Annotated in this window: 18 protein-coding genes; 13 read left to right on the top strand and 5 right to left on the bottom strand. The window is 62.3% G+C overall.

The features are described 5' to 3' along the window. Positions 1-6 precede the first annotated feature (6 nt). From QQS16_RS33770 to QQS16_RS33720, 11 genes are all read left to right on the top strand, one after another. The gene (locus QQS16_RS33770) at positions 7-222 is read left to right on the top strand and encodes a hypothetical protein (protein WP_286065854.1); all 216 of its coding nucleotides are present in this window, start codon (positions 7-9) and stop codon (positions 220-222) included. A 9-nt stretch (positions 223-231) separates the two neighbouring features. Next, positions 232-1,065, top strand: a complete 834-nt coding sequence (locus QQS16_RS33765; protein WP_286065853.1) for a copper resistance protein CopC — start codon at positions 232-234, stop codon at positions 1,063-1,065. Then, positions 1,062-1,484 (top strand): hypothetical protein, encoded by a 423-nt coding sequence (locus QQS16_RS33760; protein ID WP_286065852.1) that lies wholly within the window; start codon positions 1,062-1,064, stop codon positions 1,482-1,484. The genes QQS16_RS33765 and QQS16_RS33760 overlap by 4 nt, the downstream gene beginning before the upstream one ends. Positions 1,485-1,650: 166 nt before the next feature. Next, positions 1,651-2,619: a phage tail tube protein gene (locus QQS16_RS33755; RefSeq protein ID WP_286065851.1), complete on the top strand. Its 969-nt coding sequence runs from the start codon at positions 1,651-1,653 to the stop codon at positions 2,617-2,619. 52 nt (positions 2,620-2,671) lie between these two features. Beyond that, on the top strand, positions 2,672-3,136 hold the full coding sequence (locus QQS16_RS33750; protein WP_286065850.1) for a hypothetical protein: 465 nt from the start codon (positions 2,672-2,674) through the stop codon (positions 3,134-3,136). After that, positions 3,133-3,474: a hypothetical protein gene (locus QQS16_RS33745; protein WP_286065849.1), complete on the top strand. Its 342-nt coding sequence runs from the start codon at positions 3,133-3,135 to the stop codon at positions 3,472-3,474. The genes QQS16_RS33750 and QQS16_RS33745 overlap by 4 nt, the downstream gene beginning before the upstream one ends. 127 nt (positions 3,475-3,601) lie before the next feature. Further along, the gene (locus tag QQS16_RS33740) at positions 3,602-6,799 is read left to right on the top strand and encodes a phage tail tape measure protein (RefSeq protein ID WP_286065848.1); all 3,198 of its coding nucleotides are present in this window, start codon (positions 3,602-3,604) and stop codon (positions 6,797-6,799) included. Positions 6,800-6,801: 2 nt separating this feature from the next. Then, positions 6,802-9,603, top strand: a complete 2,802-nt coding sequence (locus QQS16_RS33735) for a LamG-like jellyroll fold domain-containing protein (RefSeq protein ID WP_286065847.1) — start codon at positions 6,802-6,804, stop codon at positions 9,601-9,603. Between the two features lie 79 nt (positions 9,604-9,682). Next, a complete protein-coding gene (locus QQS16_RS33730; protein WP_286065846.1) occupies positions 9,683-10,225 on the top strand; it encodes a hypothetical protein in 543 nt (180 codons plus the stop codon). A 19-nt stretch (positions 10,226-10,244) separates the two neighbouring features. Next, complete coding sequence (locus QQS16_RS33725) at positions 10,245-10,574, top strand: hypothetical protein (RefSeq protein ID WP_286065845.1); 330 nt, start codon at positions 10,245-10,247, stop codon at positions 10,572-10,574. A 2-nt stretch (positions 10,575-10,576) separates the two neighbouring features. Beyond that, positions 10,577-11,428: an N-acetylmuramoyl-L-alanine amidase gene (locus QQS16_RS33720; RefSeq protein WP_286065844.1), complete on the top strand. Its 852-nt coding sequence runs from the start codon at positions 10,577-10,579 to the stop codon at positions 11,426-11,428. A gap of 6 nt (positions 11,429-11,434) precedes the next feature. Here the strand turns inward: QQS16_RS33720 and QQS16_RS33715 are convergent, their stop codons facing one another. Together QQS16_RS33715 and QQS16_RS33710 are read right to left on the bottom strand one after the other, a co-directional pair. Further along, on the bottom strand, positions 11,435-11,644 hold the full coding sequence (locus QQS16_RS33715; protein WP_286065843.1) for a hypothetical protein: 210 nt from the start codon (positions 11,642-11,644) through the stop codon (positions 11,435-11,437). 95 nt (positions 11,645-11,739) lie between these two features. Continuing rightward, positions 11,740-13,071, bottom strand: a complete 1,332-nt coding sequence (locus QQS16_RS33710; protein WP_286065842.1) for an NsdA family TPR-like regulatory protein — start codon at positions 13,069-13,071, stop codon at positions 11,740-11,742. 133 nt (positions 13,072-13,204) lie between these two features. Between QQS16_RS33710 and QQS16_RS33705 the strand changes: the two genes are divergently transcribed. Further along, entirely contained in the window at positions 13,205-13,564 is a 360-nt protein-coding gene (locus tag QQS16_RS33705; protein WP_286065841.1) for a hypothetical protein, read from the top strand. Next, on the top strand, positions 13,561-13,797 hold the full coding sequence (locus QQS16_RS44045) for a DUF7848 domain-containing protein (RefSeq protein ID WP_502963870.1): 237 nt from the start codon (positions 13,561-13,563) through the stop codon (positions 13,795-13,797). Before QQS16_RS33705 ends, QQS16_RS44045 begins: the two co-directional genes overlap by 4 nt. A gap of 518 nt (positions 13,798-14,315) precedes the next feature. Here QQS16_RS44045 and QQS16_RS33695 read toward each other — a convergent pair. The 3 genes from QQS16_RS33695 to QQS16_RS33685 form a co-directional block, all read right to left on the bottom strand. After that, positions 14,316-14,723: a hypothetical protein gene (locus QQS16_RS33695; RefSeq protein ID WP_286065839.1), complete on the bottom strand. Its 408-nt coding sequence runs from the start codon at positions 14,721-14,723 to the stop codon at positions 14,316-14,318. A 151-nt stretch (positions 14,724-14,874) separates the two neighbouring features. Then, positions 14,875-15,186 (bottom strand): hypothetical protein, encoded by a 312-nt coding sequence (locus QQS16_RS33690; protein ID WP_286065838.1) that lies wholly within the window; start codon positions 15,184-15,186, stop codon positions 14,875-14,877. A gap of 610 nt (positions 15,187-15,796) precedes the next feature. Then, a complete protein-coding gene (locus QQS16_RS33685) occupies positions 15,797-16,090 on the bottom strand; it encodes a hypothetical protein (protein ID WP_286065837.1) in 294 nt (97 codons plus the stop codon). Positions 16,091-16,453: the final 363 nt, after the last annotated feature.

Raw genomic sequence — 16,453 nt, 5'->3', positions numbered from 1 at the left:
GAGGTTATGAAGGTTCGCATTCTGGAGAGCGGTTCGGGGCTTCTCGATGGGGCGCCGTTTCCGGCTGTAGGCGAAGAGGTCGAGCTTCCTACGGGACTCGCCCTGTCGCTGATCAATGACAAGCGCGCTGAAGTCGTGGCCGAGGCCGCAGAGACGCGCGAGACGGCCGCTGCGGCGGCCCCCGAGAAGCGGGGCCCCGGTCGGCCCCGCAAGACCGCGTAAGGGGGCACTGTGCGGTTTCTGAGCGGTAGGGGCGTCAAGCTGACGCACACCTTCCTTGACGACGAGTCGCCCCTGATCGTCCCTGCCGTGTCAGTGACCGTGCGGGATGCCTCGGGCGCGACCGTTTACACGGGCGACGCGACCAGCTCGGGCGACGAGTGGACGGCGACGCTTCCGGCGCGACCCGAGGGCGTTTACACGGTGTCCTGGCAGGCCGGCGAGACGGCCACGGACGCTACCGGCTTCGAGGTTGTCGGGGGTCACCTGTTCACCCTCCCCGAGGCCCGCGGATCGGACATGGACCTAGCGGATTCGGCCCGGTTCCCCACGGCCGAGCTGAAGCACTACCGCGAAGTGGTCACGGATGAGTTCGAGACCATCACGGCCCGGTCGTTCGTGCCGCGTACGGCGCGCGTCGAGGTCGAGGCGGACGGCTCTTCGAGCCTGTACCTGGGCTACTTCGATGTGACCGCCCTGAAGGCCGTAGACGGCCCCTCGGGGGCCGTAGACCTGGCGGGGTGGACCGTTGACCCCTCGGGCTTCGTGAAAGCCCCCTTCGAGCTTCGAGAAGGCGACCGGTACACGGTCACCTTCGGGTACGGCTTCGGCCAGGTCCCCGAGGACGTGAAGCGCGCGGGCTTGCTGCGGCTTCGGTCCGTCCTCACTGCTGAGCGGTCCGGCATCCCGGATCGGGCTACGGCCTTCGTGGCCGCCGAGGGCGGGAACTTCACGCTCGCTACTGCGGGCCGGAACGGTTGGGAAACCGGCATCCCCGAAGTCGACGCGGTTCTGAAGCGATACAAGTTCGGCATTTTCTACGACGTGTTCGGGGTGGCCCGGTGAGTACCCATGCCTTCGAGGCGAAGGCCGCCCTTCGCGACATGATCAAGGGCCTTCCGGCCCTGGCCGGCTATCAAGTCACCTGGGGCTTCCCGTCCCGAAGCCCTGAACGCCGTTGGGTGTTCGTGGGCGAAGTGATGTGGCCTGATTCCCAGTGGGTGACCAATCGAAGCCGTGAAGAGGTCTTCGAGATCAGCGTGATTGTGAACTGTCAGCTTTCCGGAGCGACTTCGGAAGAGGTCGAGGGGGAGCTTCAGCGCATGGCCGCAGGGATCGAGGACGGAATGAAGGCGGCCCCCAATCTCGGTATTCAGTCCGTCGTCACGTCGGACTTCGTTCCTAAGAAGCTCTCTAGCTTCCCGTCAGATCAGGTCTATGAAGGCCAGTTCGAGGCGGTTGTTCGCGTGAAGGCGAGGCTGTAGCAGTGAAGACCGTTGCTTACAACGGGCCTTATTCGGCGGTAGAGGTTCCCTCGCTGGGACTTACCGCCGTGAAGGGCGACCCTATCGAGGTCGCCGAGGATATCGCCCAGGCGCTTCTTCGCCAGGGTTGGCAGGAGATCAAGGCGAAGAGGGAGACGGCTAAGTAATGGCCACGATTCACGATGCATACTTTGGCGCGGCCGACGAGTCCACTTACGGAACGGCCGTTGTCCCTACGAAGTTCTTCGAGTTCACCGACGAAGGCATTGAGGGTAAGTACGAGCGGATTGATTCCGAGGCGATTCGAGCCGGTACCCGCGTCCTTCGAAGTGACCGCTTCGCGCCGAACGCGAAGGGTGCCGAGGGTGACGTGAAGATGGAGGTTCTTTCCGGGGGCTTCGACTTCTGGCTGAAGCACATGATGGGCGGGGTTGTTGCTGGTGCCCCCTCGGGCGGCTTCACCACGTACACGGCGACCCTGGGCGACCTGAACGGGAAGAGCTTCACGGCTCAGGTTGGCCGAGTGGACAACACCGGCACGAAGATTCCCTTCACTTACCAGGGTGGCAAGGTCAAGGAATGGGAGCTTACGAACGCCGTTGACGAGCTTCTGAAGCTCTCGGTTACGTGCGACTTCGCGAAGGAAACGATCGGTGCGGGCACCGGTGCTTACGCCCTGGCGACTCCTGCATACGTCGCAAACACGAAGCTCTTCAGCTTCGGCGGGGGCACGGTCACCGTTGGCGGTTCGTCCTTCGACATCAACGACTTCTCCCTGAAGGCGTCCAACGGCCTGAAGGATGACCGGTACTTCATCCGGAACAACGGCATGAAGTCTGAGCCGCTTGAGTCGGAGCTTCGAAAGTACGAGTGGAGCGTTAAGGGCGAGTTCAGCGGCACCACGCACGTTAACCGCGTTGCTGCGGCCATTGCGAGTGGGGCTGTCGCCGATCTAACGGTTCTTTGGGATGGGCCGGACGGCTCTCAGTTCAAGGTTCAGATGCCCTTCGCCCGGTTCGACGAAGGCCCGGTTTCCGTGGGCGGTCTCGAAGTCGTGAGTCACGACCTTTCGGGTATCGCGCTGACGGACGGCACGGCTTCGCCGGTCACGATCACCTACAAGGCTATTTCGTAAGGGCTCCCTTTTTTTGCCCTGAACCTATCATTTGGAACGGGGGTGCTGGGCTATGCCCACTGAAGGCATTTACGCGAATGTCGAGGGCCTATCCCAGTTCACCCGCGCTCTTGCGCGTGCTGGTGCTGACGGCACAAAGCAAGAGGTGAAACAAGCGAACTTCGATGTTGCCGACAAGCTGACTCAAGCGGCCAAAGAGAAGGCCGGGGGCCTTAGTCGGCAGCAAAGAGCCGCAGCCCAATCCCTTCGCGCAACGAAGACACAGAACTATGCGGCCGTGCGCCTCGGCTCCGCCCGAAAGCCCTATGCCATGGGTGCCGAGTTCGGCGCGAAGAAGCTAACGCGTAACGGCCGTATCGCCCGAGGATTCCGCCCCTGGCGAGGAAACCAGTTCGACGGTTGGGCCGGCGGACCGGGCTACTTCCTGCACCCCGCAATTCGCGAAGAGGGTCCTGCCCTTATCCGCGAGTACATGAACCACATTGACCGCCTAATGTCGGAGGCTTTCCCAGAATGAGCACGAACCCCGAGACGATTTCCCTTCGCGTTGACCCGGACGTTCTGACGATCGGTGACCTTGAAGACTTCGAAGAGGTCGTAGGCGCGGCTATCTACGACGTTCTTTCTCCTCGGCCGGTTATCGGCCCGGATGGAAAGAAGGTTCTCGACGAGAAGGGCCGCCCCGAGCTTGAGACGAAGATCCCGACTAAGGCCCTGAAGGCCCTTATCTGGATTACGCAGCGTGCCGAGAAGCCGGGCTTCTCTCTTGAGGACGCGCGAAACGTTCGAGTCTCCGCGCTTGAGCTGGTCGGCACCGAGGACGGCCAGGGAAACGGCGACGCGCAGAACGCCTAAAGGATCGGGCGGCGTTCTGCCGGTTCTACCGCATGACTCCCGGTGAAGTTCGCGGCCTTACGGCCGCCGAGTATCGCGCTTTCTGCGAGTACATGAACGAGTACAACACTAGTCGGGAGTCTTACTAATGGCGGATTCGAGGACCCTTCGCGTTGTCATTGTCGGCAACGCCGATTCCGCCGAGGACGCCATTCAGGGGCTCGCTGACACGTCCGAGGACGCGGGCGGACAGTTCGACGCCATGGGCGGGAAGATGGCGGGCTTTAAGGGTGCCCTGGCAGGTATGGGGGCGGCCGTCCTGGCCGCCCTCCCCCTGGCGGGTCTCCTGGCCTTCGCGAAGGGCCTCGAAGAGATCGAGAACCGCGCGAAGCTTGCGGCTCAGCTCGGTCTTACGGGCAAGGATGCGGCTCAGGCCGGCAAGCTTGCTGGTGACCTTTACGTTAAGGGCTTCGGCGAATCGACGGCCGAGACTGGCGAGATAGTCAAGCGGGTCTCTCAAGACCTGAACATGTCGGTTAACGACGTGGACTTTAAGCCGATTGCGGCGAAGGTCGGCACCATTGCCGAAGTCATGGATCAGGAGATTGGCGGCACCACTCGGGCCGTTGCGAACCTTCTCCGAAATGGTCTGGCTAAGAATGCGGATGAAGCCCTTGACATTGTCGCCGCGGGCTTCACTAACGGTGTCGACAAGTCGGAAGACTTTTTGGACACTTTGAACGAATATGGAACTCAGTTTAGGAAGCTGGGTCTCGACGGCGCTACGGCTACCGGAATCCTTTCCCAGGGTTTGAAGGGCGGTGCCCGAGACGCCGATATCGTCGCCGATGCGATCAAGGAATTTTCGATTCGCGCGGTCGACGGCAGCAAGACCACAGCTGACGGATTCAAGGCTATCGGGCTCGATGCTTCGGACATGGCTAAGCGCATTGGCCAGGGCGGTAAGACTGCCTCTGACGCGCTTCAGGAAACCATGGACAAGCTTCGGGGAATGAAGGACCCGGTTAAGCAGTCTCAGGCCGCCGTACAGCTTTTTGGAACTCAGAGCGAAGACCTCGGTAAGGCCCTTTACTCGATTGACCCGAAGAGCGCGGTTGACTCCCTCGGGAAGGTTGGTGGTGCGGCCGATCAGATGGCCGACACCATGCACAACAACGCTGCGGCGAAGCTGACGACGTTTAAACGGAAGCTCGAAATGGGCTTCACGAACGCTGCGGCTTCGGCGATTACGGCGTTCGAGGGCGTTGGTAAGAAGCTCGGTCCGACCTTCGACAAGATCGGCCAGGCTACGGCCCCGTTCCTGCGGGGCCTGGGCGAGATCGGTTCGAGGATCAAGACCAGCTTCGAGACGGGGGCCGCACGGACCGCGCTCGACCAGCTCGGGCAGAAGCTCTCTGGTATATGGGCGGTCGTCGGGCCGGCCGTGTCTCAGTTCGTGACGTTCTTCAAGACTCAGCTAATGCCGGTCTTTCAAGAGCTTTGGGCGAAGGCTCAGCCTGTTCTCGTTCAGCTCTGGCAGACCTTCATGACGTATCTCGACTTCATCAAGCTTGAGATTCAGGGCTTCATAGCCGTTGTGAAGTGGCTTTGGCAGACCTTCGGGGCCACGCTCATTAACTATGTCAAGGTCGCTTGGAATGCCGTATGGCAGGTGATTTCCGGTGTGCTCTCGGTTATCCAGGGGATCTACAACGTCTTCATAGGCGTCTTCACTGGTGACTGGTCGAGGGCCTGGCAGGGCATCAAGCAAATCTTCTCGGGTGTCTGGAACATCATCGTTGGAATTTTCCGGGCCGTCTGGAACACGATAAAGACGGTTCTGAAGCTCGGTGTCGATGCCGTGAAGGGGATTTGGTCCCTGGCTTGGAAGGCCGTTAGCTCGCTCTTCAAGAGCATTTGGAGCGGCATAACCGGACACTTCTCGGGCGTCATGGGCACCATTCGCGGCTATGCGTCCTCGGGCGTGACCGCCGTGAAGAACTTCTTCGTGAATGGCTTCACGTCGCTGTACACCTCGGCGAAGGGCAAGCTCTCTAACCTCGTCTCGGCCGTGAAGGAGATTCCCGGTAAGGCGAAGGCCGCCCTGTCTGGCCTGCCCGGCCAGATGCTCAGCATCGGCCGGAACATCATCGACGGAATCGTGAACGGTATTCGGGGCTCCCTAAGCCGTGTGATGAGTGCGGCTCAGGCCATCGTCGACAAGATCCCCGGCCCGATTAAGAAGGCTCTCGGAATCCACTCCCCTTCCCGCGTCATGAAGGAAATCGGTAAGTGGGTCACCGAAGGTCTCGTTAAGGGAATGCTCGGGGGCTCGAAGAAGGTTGCGGCTACCTCGAAGAAGCTTCATGAGCTGATCACGAAGGCTTACAAGGGTAAGGCCATTTCGAAGAAGAAGGCTGACAGCCTTCACAAGTACATCAGCTCTCAGAACAGGAAGCTGACGAAGCTTGCGAAGGAACGGGAGAAGATTCAGAAGGCCATCGGCAACGCGAACGCGAAGCTGACTGACCTGAAGAAGGCTAAGGCCGATATGGCTTCTTCGGTGTCCTCGAAGGCGAAGGACTACGGCTCTTTCATGGGGGCTCTCGACACTTCGCAGTACGGGGACAACTCGGCTAGCGCGATCATCGGTCGCCTGAAGGCGAAGCTAAAGGGCATCGTCGACTTCCGGAAGAACCTTGCCACTCTCGCGAAGCGTGGCCTCGGTAAGGGCATCATTTCGGAACTTGCCCAGGCCGGCCCCGAAGAGGGCGGCCAGATGGCCGCAGCCCTTCTCAATGCCGGAGGCGGACAGATCAAGGAACTGAACTCGACCTACTCGGCGATCGGTTCCCAGTCCAACGCTCTCGGAAGCCAGGTGGCGGGCAACTACTACAACGCGGGTATCAAGGCGACCGAGGGCCTTATCAGGGGCCTGAAGGCCAAAGAGAAGCACCTGACCAAGGCTATCGAGAACATGTCGAAGGCCATGGTTAAGGCCCTGAAGAAGGCCCTGGGGATCAAGTCTCCTAGCCGTGTCTTCATGGGCCTGGGCGGCTTCACTGCGGCCGGTTTCACGAACGGTATCCGCAACGGCCAGGGCGACGTTCAAAAGGCTGTCGACGAGATGGCGGGCACTCGCCCGTCCGGTCGGCTTGCTAACAGGTCTATAGCCCGTGCAATGGCCCTTCAGGGGGCCTCGGGCGGCCAGGCCGCCCCGGTGGTTCACGTCACCGTTCAAGGCAACGTCACGGCCGAGAAGGCCCTAGCCAAGAGCATTGCCACCACCATTCGAGACGAGATCGTTCGCAACGGAAAGCGCAACGGGGGAAGGACGGGACTTTAAGCATGGCTTCAATCCCGAAGGTCACCGTCGAAGTCGCCTTTGACGGTGGCCCCTTCTCCTCCTCGTATTCGTGGACCGACATTAGCGATTACGTCGAGGGGTTTCAGGTCCGGCGCGGCCGGAACAATGAGCTTGACCGGATCGAGGCGGGAACGCTCTCCCTGAAGCTCGACAACAGCGATGGACGTTTCACCCCCGGCAAACAGAAGTTGGGGGGAAACATCCTCTCGGGCTTCTCGGGCGCCTATACGTGGGACCTGAGCAACCGGGCCAACAACACGATCATCTCGACTATCAACGTGGGCCAGGTGGACGACGACCAGAAGCCACGGATCATGTCCCGAACGGTCTGGACGAACGGCCGCCCGGTGTCCTGCTACTTCGCGGTGAAGTGGCTCGACGCGGGCGGGAATACGCTCCGTTGGGTGCAGGGCACGCGCTTCGTCGCCGACTGGACGAAGGCCGTTTACACGCACGAAGAGGCCCCACCCGCCGGAACGGCTACGGCCGTTCTGTACATCTACGCGGACACCTACCCGGAAGGGAACACGGGGACCTTCGAGGCGTACGGGGAAAAGGCCGAGTGGTTCAAGACTCAGCCGTACTACCCGAACGTCGTCCCTCGGCGAAGGGTGCGGGTTCGTACCGCGAACCTGGCCCCGAAGGACGTGTCTACGGGCGGCGACGTAACGCGCTCCTCGGCGATGTTCTCGACTTCGCACAGTGCCGGAACTACCAACGCATGGGCGGACTTCCCGAAGAGTGGCGCAGGCTCGATCCGCGTTGACCTGGGCAACAACGGCTCCGCGGATTGGGCTAGCTCGGTCTACTGCGGCTTCGGCAGCACGAAGCCTGTCGGCCTGGCGAAGGTGGTCGGCGGAAGCACGTACGTCGCTTCCGGCCAGATCAGGCTAGGCGCGAGCGCGCCGGCCACGAAGGTTCGGGCGCGCATCCGGTGGTATCGGCCCGATGGCTCGTTCTACAACTCCAGCTCTTCTACGGCTCAGATCACCCTCGTTAACGGCCAGTGGGTTTCGTTCTCGATCTCGGGAACGGCCCCCTCGGTTGCGGGTTGGGCTGGAATCGAAATCGGTTCCTCGGGCGGCGACAATAACGCCTATCTGTTCCTTGATGAGCTTCAGATAGAGCAGGGCTCGACGGCTTCGGAGTGGAGTCCTGGCGGCTCGATCTTTCACGGGTACATCGAGAAATGGCCCGTTGCCGTTGACGGCCTTACGGCCTCGGTCGACGTTTCGGCCGTGGACGGCTTCTCTGTACTCAGCAACACCGATCTACGGGCCGCAATGCAAGCCGAGATACTTCGGGCGGAACCCCTCGGCTATTGGACCCTCGGCGATCCGGTCGGCTCGACCAGGCTTGAGAACCTGGCGAACGACCAGCAACCCGCGAAGCTTGTTGCTTCGAAGTACGGTCCGGGCACTCCCCTTCTCGGTGCTGATTCCATCGTGGCCAGAGATGCGACCACCTGTTACAGCCTGGCGAACGTGTCGAGCAATCAGGGCACGGTCGTTGATATCTGCGAAGGCGGTACGAGAACGTTCCCCCTGGGAACGGATTTCACCGTTGGCTTCTGGACTAACCCGACTCGGCCGAGTGCCGGAAGCTGGGTAACCCTCTTTCAGGGTTGGGCTGATACCGGTAGCGAATTGCTGAAGATTCGCATGGACAGTAACGGCTTCCTCGGGGTCACGACGACTTACACGGATGGCACGGTTACTAGCTTCGTGTCTAACTACGCCCTAAGCTCGGGCGTTTCGCACTTCGTTATGGTTCACATACAGCAGGGCCTTACGCGGCTGTACTACGACGGCGATTTCCGGGATTCGGACCCCGGTCCGGCCCCGGCGAACACGGATATCCGTGACCTTCGCTGGGCGTCTTTCGGAGGTCGCCAGGCCGGCTCGATCTACAACGAATATGCGAACGGTCGACACGGCCACCTGTTCATCATGGATCGTCGTATGTCCTGGCAGGAACAGCGGGATATCTGGAGTCTCGGCCAGGGTACGGCCCTGACCGAGAACGAGAATGCCCGCATCGGGCGTATCGCGGACATGGCGAAGTATCAGGGCGAGACGGCGCTAGACGCTGGCCTGAGCACACTTCTAGAGCCTGACTGGAGTACGGGCGCGAGTGCGCTTGATGAGCTTCAGGGGGCCGCTCAGGACGCTTCCGGGTATCTCTTCATGGATGGTGACGGAAGGCTCACCTATCACAACCGGGCACGGCGTCAAGCGGCGGCGGTTCGGTTCGTGCTGGGCGATAGCGTCGGGCTTCCTTGGGAGCCTGGCCTTCAGTTCGAGATGGACGATGACCGCATTATCAATGAGGTCACGTACAAGCGGACTAACGGCGTCGAAGGTGTTCTGAAGGATCAGGCTTCCATTGCAGCCTACGGCCGTAAGTCGACCAGCATTGAGCTAGGGGTGACCTCGGATCAAGCGATTCAGGATGCGGCTTACACGCGGCTGAACACGTATGCCGAACCTATGGTTCGGTGCGATTCGGTGACTCTGAAGGCTACGGCTACACCGGGCCTGTTCCTCGTCGCCCTGGGCGTCGAGATCGGCGACCGGATCACGCTTACCGATCTGCCTACGGCGGCCCCGGATTCGGAACTTGACTTCTATGTCGAGGCGATCGACACGGACGTTTCCGTGAACGGGTCAACCCTCGAATGGGTGACGACGCTTTCCCTGTCCCCTGCCGATGGTTCCGACGTGTGGATTCTCGAAGATTCCGCGCTAGGCAGGCTCGACCGCACGGCGGTCCTGGCCTACTGATCAGCACGTTTACACGCCCTGGGGGCGGCCGTCCTGGCCGCCCCTTTGGTGTGTCTTTCCCCTTTGGAGTCTGGCCGCTATGGCTACCGTTCCCGCTACTCAAAGCTTCCTCGCGGGCGAGAAGGTCACGGCAGCGAAGCTGATTGCTGCCGCTAAAACCCCGATCGACTTCCTGATGAACCCGCCGCGTGTAAACGCGTATTCGAGTGCCGTCACCCCCCTGACTACTTCCGTTAGCACGCTGGTTTCGTTCGATTCGGAACCGTGGGACACGGATTCGATGCACTCGACGACGACTAACCCGAGTCGCATCACAATCAATACCTCTGGTCAATTCCTGGTGAGCTTCTACGGTCGCTTCGTCAGCAACTCGACCGGCTACCGACAGTTGAACCTTCGGCTTAACTCGGGCGGCACCTCCGGTGGAGGCAACACGGTGAGCACCGTGAACTCTGCGGCCGTTAACGGGTCTTCTACGGTCGTAGCACGCACTTTTGAACTTACTTGCGTTGCCGGTGACCACTACGAACTATTCGCGTGGCAAAACTGCGGCTCGACACTGAACCTCGAATCGGGTCAGCGCGTAACCGGAATGGAATTCCGTTGGCTCGGCAACTCCTGATCATCTGAAAGATAGACCCTTGGATCTCCTCGGTATCGCTGGTTGGGTCTTCGGTGCTCTCGCCACTCTCGGCGCCCTCGGGGCCGCCTACGTTCGCGTCCGGTCGGATGCGGATAACGCTACGGCCGAGATTTGGAAGGGCGAGGCAGAAGCGCAGAAGGCCCGAGCTGATCGGCTCGAAGCGCAACTTGACGAACTGAGCGGCCGTGTCGCTCGACTCGAAGCCGAGAATCGGCACCTTTCCGAGCTTGTCACTGGACAGGCCGCAATAGCCGATCTGAAGGCCCTCGTCCTGGCCCAGCACCAGGAACTTACTTCCCTTATTCGAACCGCCCCGGAAGGAAACTGACAATGGAATTCGTACAGGCTAAGTGGTACGGCCCTGGCCGCACTGTCCCTATTCGCGTGATCGTCATTCACGACATGGAGGCCCCCGAGGGGCCGATGACTGCCGAGAATGTCGCGCATTGGTTCGCGACCATGTCCGCTAGCTCGAAGGCTTCGGCGCATGTGTGCGTGGACAACAACAGCGCCGTTCGCTGCGTCGCCGATGGTGACCGCGCCTGGCACGCACCGGGCGCGAACTCTGACGGCCTGGGCATCGAGCTTGCCGGGTACGCGCGTCAGTCTCGGGCCGAATGGCTCGACCAGTATTCGAAGGGTGTGCTGGAGAACGCGGCTAAGGTCGTGGCCGGCTGGTGCCGGAAGCACAACATCCCGGCCCGGAAGCTCACCGCTTCTGAGCTGAAGGCCGGTAAGCGCGGGATCGTCGGTCACATTGACGTGTCGAAGGCTTACGGCCAGACCAACCACTATGACCCCGGTCCTAACTTCCCGTGGGATTACTTCCTGGGGCGCGTGAACGCGCACCTGAACCCGAAGCCTTCGACCCCTGCACCGAAGCCGACCCCGGCCCCGAAGCCGAAGCCGAAGCCTTCGAAGTACGTTCCCCCGGCTTTCCCGAAGGGCCTTCAGCCGAACAGCTCGAAGCCCTCGGCGGAGAAGCTTCAGCGTGCCCTGAAGGCCGCTGGATTCATGAACAAGAGCGTTCCCGAGTCGGACAACTACGGCCCGAAGACTCAGGAAGGCGTCGGGATCTTCCATCGGAAGTACCCGCAGTACGCGGCTCAGGGCTCGACCTGGGACGTTGAAATCGGGCCGAAGGGTTGGGCGTTCCTGTTCACCCTGGCCTACGGCAAGTAAGGAACCTCAGTGAACTTCTTCAAGACTCATCCGGCGCGCGTGTACGCGCTTGTCGTGGCCGTCCTCGGCCTTGTGGCCGCGTACGGCGTCCACGTACCCGAAGGCCCCGTTCTCGGCGTTGTGGCGGCCGTCCTCGGCCTTCTCGGCGGTGAAGCCGTACAGCGCTTCGAGGACGCGAAGACCCGTGACGCTCTCCTGACTCCGTCGCCCAGTCACGGCGACCTGGCCGACTAAGGCCAGGAACCGAACCCCCTGCACCCCTTCCGGGTGCGGGGGGTCTTTCGTCGTTCTGCAGGACGTTTACACGGGCTCTAGACGGCCGCGGGCTTCATCTGTTGCGCACGGTCGTACAGCTCGGCGGCCCCGTGGTGCCGAAGGTGGGGCCGGATGAGTCGGCGCATGTTCGCAATGCGTTCGTCGGCTCGACCCGAGTGAACTAGCGGGTAGTCGTCGAGGGCGGCGTGCCAGGTCTTCACGGCCTCTTCGAGGTGCCCCACCTGAAGCTGACGTTCGGCGAGAAGAGCGCGCATCCGAACGTTCCCCCGGCGGTACACAGAGAACCGAACCCGGTTGCTCTCTTCTAGGGCCTCGATCGAGCCGTGAACGTCGCCCAGCTCGTAACGCACTTGCGCTGTGTGGTAGTTGAGGGCGGCGGGATCGTAGGACCCGAGGGGCTTCCCTCGGCTCTCGGCCCGGTCCATGGCGGCCTCGGCTTCCCGGATGTACCGAAGAGCGGCCGTACGGTCCCCCTCCTGTGCTGCGGCGTGCGCCTGTTGCCCGGTGAGGAAGGCCAGCATCCGGGGGCCGGCCTTCGGCGAAGCGGCGGCGGCGGCCTCGGCCAGGCGCAACGCGTCGGGACCGTGCCCTAGGTCTACGGCCTGAACGCTCATTCCTCGAAGCGTGGTGCAGTACGTCAGGTGATCCTCGGCGGCCCCCGCTAGTTCGAGGGCCTTCAGGTAGTAGCTCTGTGCCAGGCCGTGAAGCCCTTCGTCTACGGCCATGTACCCGGTTAGGTAGCAAAGGTCAGAAGCGGCGGACATCATCGCTTGCCGTACGTCCTCGGGGGCGTCCGCCCGAAGGTATGGCGCAACAGTGTTCACCAGGAAGGTAGCGGCCATGGGCCGCGCGGTGCGGCCCCCGAACTGGTCGTCAAGCTCAGAGACCTTCTCGGTCATCTGAACAACCATGTCGACTTCGGCGAAGCCGTACCGAAGCCCCTTGCCCTTCTTCACCGCTTCGGCCCGCCCGATCACGTCGGGCCATCCGGGGATCGTGAGCGCAACGGAGTACAGCCCTGCCCCGAGGACGCTACGGCGGGAAGGGTCCATGTCCGCCCGGCCGAGGTCTACTAGCCCTTCGACCGTGCCAGGGGCGGACGGGCCGTCCTTCGGGGCCGGTAGGCCGGCCTCGGCATGGGTGACCTGGCGGCCGAGTCGGCGGGACATGGCTTCGAGGATGAGCGGCCGTACCTTCTCGACGGGCGTGTGCCCCTTCAGCCACTTACTGACGTTGCTCTTGTCGGCCCGGACGCTGACACCGGCTTCTTCACCCGCTCGATTGATGGCGGTGGCCAACTGTCCAAGGGACCAATCCGCCTCGGCGAGAAGGCGGTTCAGACCCTCGTTCGGCTCTTTCTCGGCCACGGGAACCCCCGAACTTTCCACGCTTTCAACTCTCGCTGACTCCCCAACGGTACCGCCGCGGGCGACGGCACGGTTGCGTAGAGCGACAACGTCAGCGAGAGGACAGTTCATGCCTGGGGAAACGGTGGCGAGCGTGACGAAGGAACCGGAAGCGACCAGCGTTGACGGATCGCCGATCGACGTAGAGACGATCTCGGACACCGTCGACACCATCTCGGCGATGGAGCTGAGCACGTCGACGCGTGAGGAGATTGACGACAGAACGGCGCGCGTCGTCGGTCATCTGAACTTGCTCCTGGCCGAAGACGTGTGGGAGGGCGACGAAGAGGCTTCGGGCCTCTTCCGGGAGTCTTACAGGCTTCTTGAGTTGTCCAACCGGCCCGGCAAGGGGGATCCCGTCTTCGAGGCGTTCACCTTCATGAGGGAGTCGGCGACGCTCACCGGGGCTCTCCTGTCTGTGTTCGTGAAGAAGAGGGGGCTCGACGACCAGTGACCCCCCGAGCTGTCTACCGGTTCGTGAACTACCGGATCGCCCAGGACCCCACCGGGGAAGTGTCCCGGTCGGCTGTGTGCGTGTCTGGCGAAGAGGCCGATTGCGGGGAGTCGTCCGGGGAGCTGGACGAAGAGCGGGTAGGTAAGTGGATGGCAGGGCACGCGGCGGCCACGGGCCACACGCGGTTCATGCGTACCTTCACCGACTACGCCGTGGTGGAGCCGAAGCCGTGACGCGCCGGCCGTTAGTCCCTGGCTGGTGCTTCCTGTGTCGCCGTGGCGACCGGCTAGTGGTGTGGATAGGCCCGCTTGAGCACAACGGCCGGACGGCCCCGATCTACGCGTGTGAGGGGTGCTGCGAGTTCGCTCGGCAGTACATCGCCCAGTACCAGTGGGAGCGGGACGCGCGTCCGGCCAGTTGACCCCCCTGCCGTGCGTCCGTCCCCCCGTGGCGCGCGGCAGGGGCTTTCCCCCTTGGAGTGATGATCCGTGCTCTTGGAACCGCTTGACCTTCGTACGCCCCGCCCTGGCCCCGTGGACCCCGACCGGTGCCCCGTGTGCGCCAGGCTCCGCGAAGCCGTGTCTACCGTGGTCATCACGGGCAGCCGGAAGGCTGCTCGGGGCGTAGTGACGGCCATGCGAACCCACATGGTCCATGGCCACCCGAAGGACCCTCGTACCGTGAACCCCTCGGGCGCGTAGGCGCCCACAACGACGAAGGGGCGGCCCCCGTGGGCCGCCCCTTCTCTGCGCTACGCCTGGCAGCGCTCGTATTCGTCACTGAACAGACAGGACAGTCGGACGAAGCTCATTCCTGCCATCTTCGCGGCTTCGTGAACGTCGGTGGTTCCGTAGTTCTCTCGAAGCCACCATTCCTTAGCCGCGTCGCGGTGCTTCATCTCTTCGTACTCGGCTTCTCTGCGGGCCGCTTCGGCGGCTTCCCGCTTCGCCCTGTCGGCGGCCCTGGCCGCCGTGGTCACGGCCTTCTGAGTCCATCCGGCGGCCTTCGCCGCGCAGCTCGGCCCGTAGTAGTGATCCGCGAAGTCGTTGCCGTCCGCGTCAAGCTCGATCATCTGGACCGTGCCCCGAAGCTCGGGCTTCCCGCAGAGTTCACAAGTCGTGATCTCGTCCGTCGTTCCGCCGACTCGAAAGACCTTCATCGGTCGTTCCCCTCTTGAGTTATCAAGCCCGGCCCGTTCTCGGGCCGTTCTCTCGCTGACAGGTGAAACTCTACGGCGTTTAAACGGGCTATGTCAAATGATAGTTTCCAGAAACGAGTAAGGCCCCCGCCGTGGCGGGGGCCTTCTCTTGTCAGTGCTTGCAGCCGTACATGACGCATCCGTGAGCGTTGACGCTGTAACCGCAGCGTCCGTGACGCTGCGCCCACCGGATCAGTTCCGCGTCTTCGCGCATGTCCCGGATATCGTCCAGGATGGCCGCCCCGGTGACAATGTCCGCCGCTTCGCCCTTCTCGACTTCGCGCCGGAAGGCCGCGCGGTACGCGTTCACGTCGTCCTCGTAGGCGGCCAGGTCGAACAGGCTCCTCTTATCGCGTTCCGAGTACGACAGGCACAGGAAGACAGTCTTCTCGGCGGTGGCGTGAACGTTCGTCGCAATGAACATTGCGTTCCCCTTTTGAGTTTTCATCCGGGCCGGCCTGGCCCGTCTCTCGCTGACAAGAAGAACTCTAGGCCGTTTAAACGATCGTGTCAAATGATAGTTTCAGGGCAACGAGAAGAGGCCGGTTTCCCGGCCCCCTCGGTCTTGCTACGCGTTCACGGCCTTCCGGCATCCGTCGCACACACAGTCTCGGTCATGCACGCTGGTGCAGTGCTCCGAGAAGGGCGACTGTCCGGCGTCGAGGATCGTGTGACACATCCGGCAGAAGCTCACGTTCGATTCCATGAGGTAGACCCACCGGTGAATTCCCTTACCAAGCTTGACGCTCATCTGTCTTCCCTTCGTTCGGCCCCCGGTTGGGGCCGCTCTCTCGCTGACAAGGAAGACGATAGCACCGTTTAAACGAGATTCCAAATGCTAGCTTCAGGCAAAGCAAAAGGGCCGGTTGCCCGGCCCCCCGTTCAGTCTTTGCGGCGAACTCTCCACGCCTTCTGTCCGCGCGCGTTCATCGCACAATGCCACTTAGACGACTCGACATGCTCTCGCGGCATAGAGCAGCGCACAAGGCGCCACCGGTCCCAGCACCACGACCAGCAACGGCCCCCGCGCCCCATCACTTCGCGGCCTCTCGCTCCCACTCGGCCACCTGCCACGCGTCCACGCGTACGACTTCCACGGGCCACCCGGCCCCCTCGTACGCGGCCCGCACGGTTCGGCCGGCCACGGCCCCAACGTCCCACAGGGACGGCACGCGCACGGTCATGGTCCACTCGGTCACGTCGTCCCACATCTGCGCCGTGGCCCCATAGTCGACCAGCTCACCGGTAACGGCGTCGAGCGTGTCGGACGACTCGGCCAGGTTCCGCCCGCGGTGCCTCACTCGCACAACGGCCTGATACTCGCGCATGGTTTAAACCTTCTCTCTCGCTGACACAGTGAAGGGGGCCGGTCGCCCGGCCCCCGTTGGGGAGGTTACAGAATCCCGAACCGCTTCGCTACGGCCTCATTGTTCCTCTGGCCCCGGCCCCCGGTGTTTCGGCTTATCCACTCGGCAGGCTGGTCTTTCGCGGCGGGGAAGCAAAGCCATCCGTGATTCCGGCGCTCGACCTTGAACCCTGCTGCCTTGATTGCCTCGGCGAGACCTTCCGGAGTCCTCTTCACCTTTGCCACTGTGACGCCCTTCCTTGCCGTTCCCTCGCTGACAAGAGAGACGTTACTAGTATTTGGAATCCTTGTCTAGTGGCTCCGGTGGGTTGGGTTGTTGTTGCTG

Origin of the sequence: Streptomyces sp. ALI-76-A (assembly GCF_030287445.1) — a bacterium.
Lineage (GTDB): Bacteria > Actinomycetota > Actinomycetes > Streptomycetales > Streptomycetaceae > Streptomyces.
The sequence above is the reverse complement of the archived record's forward strand: the minus strand, read 5'-3'. Positions and strand labels throughout refer to the sequence as shown.

Bases quoted from the DNA above. Each gene is read 5' to 3' on its own strand.
- QQS16_RS33730 (WP_286065846.1), top strand. From the start codon at position 9,683: ATGGCTACCGTTCCCGCTACTCAAAGCTTCCTCGCGGGCGAGAAGGTC.
- QQS16_RS33745 (WP_286065849.1), top strand. From the start codon at position 3,133: ATGAGCACGAACCCCGAGACGATTTCCCTTCGCGTTGACCCGGACGTT.
- QQS16_RS33740 (WP_286065848.1), top strand. From the start codon at position 3,602: ATGGCGGATTCGAGGACCCTTCGCGTTGTCATTGTCGGCAACGCCGAT.
- QQS16_RS33695 (WP_286065839.1), bottom strand. From the start codon at position 14,723: ATGAAGGTCTTTCGAGTCGGCGGAACGACGGACGAGATCACGACTTGT.
- QQS16_RS33770 (WP_286065854.1), top strand. From the start codon at position 7: ATGAAGGTTCGCATTCTGGAGAGCGGTTCGGGGCTTCTCGATGGGGCG.
- QQS16_RS33755 (WP_286065851.1), top strand. From the start codon at position 1,651: ATGGCCACGATTCACGATGCATACTTTGGCGCGGCCGACGAGTCCACT.
- QQS16_RS33720 (WP_286065844.1), top strand. From the start codon at position 10,577: ATGGAATTCGTACAGGCTAAGTGGTACGGCCCTGGCCGCACTGTCCCT.
- QQS16_RS33735 (WP_286065847.1), top strand. From the start codon at position 6,802: ATGGCTTCAATCCCGAAGGTCACCGTCGAAGTCGCCTTTGACGGTGGC.
- QQS16_RS33690 (WP_286065838.1), bottom strand. From the start codon at position 15,186: ATGTTCATTGCGACGAACGTTCACGCCACCGCCGAGAAGACTGTCTTC.
- QQS16_RS33750 (WP_286065850.1), top strand. From the start codon at position 2,672: ATGCCCACTGAAGGCATTTACGCGAATGTCGAGGGCCTATCCCAGTTC.
- QQS16_RS33685 (WP_286065837.1), bottom strand. From the start codon at position 16,090: ATGCGCGAGTATCAGGCCGTTGTGCGAGTGAGGCACCGCGGGCGGAAC.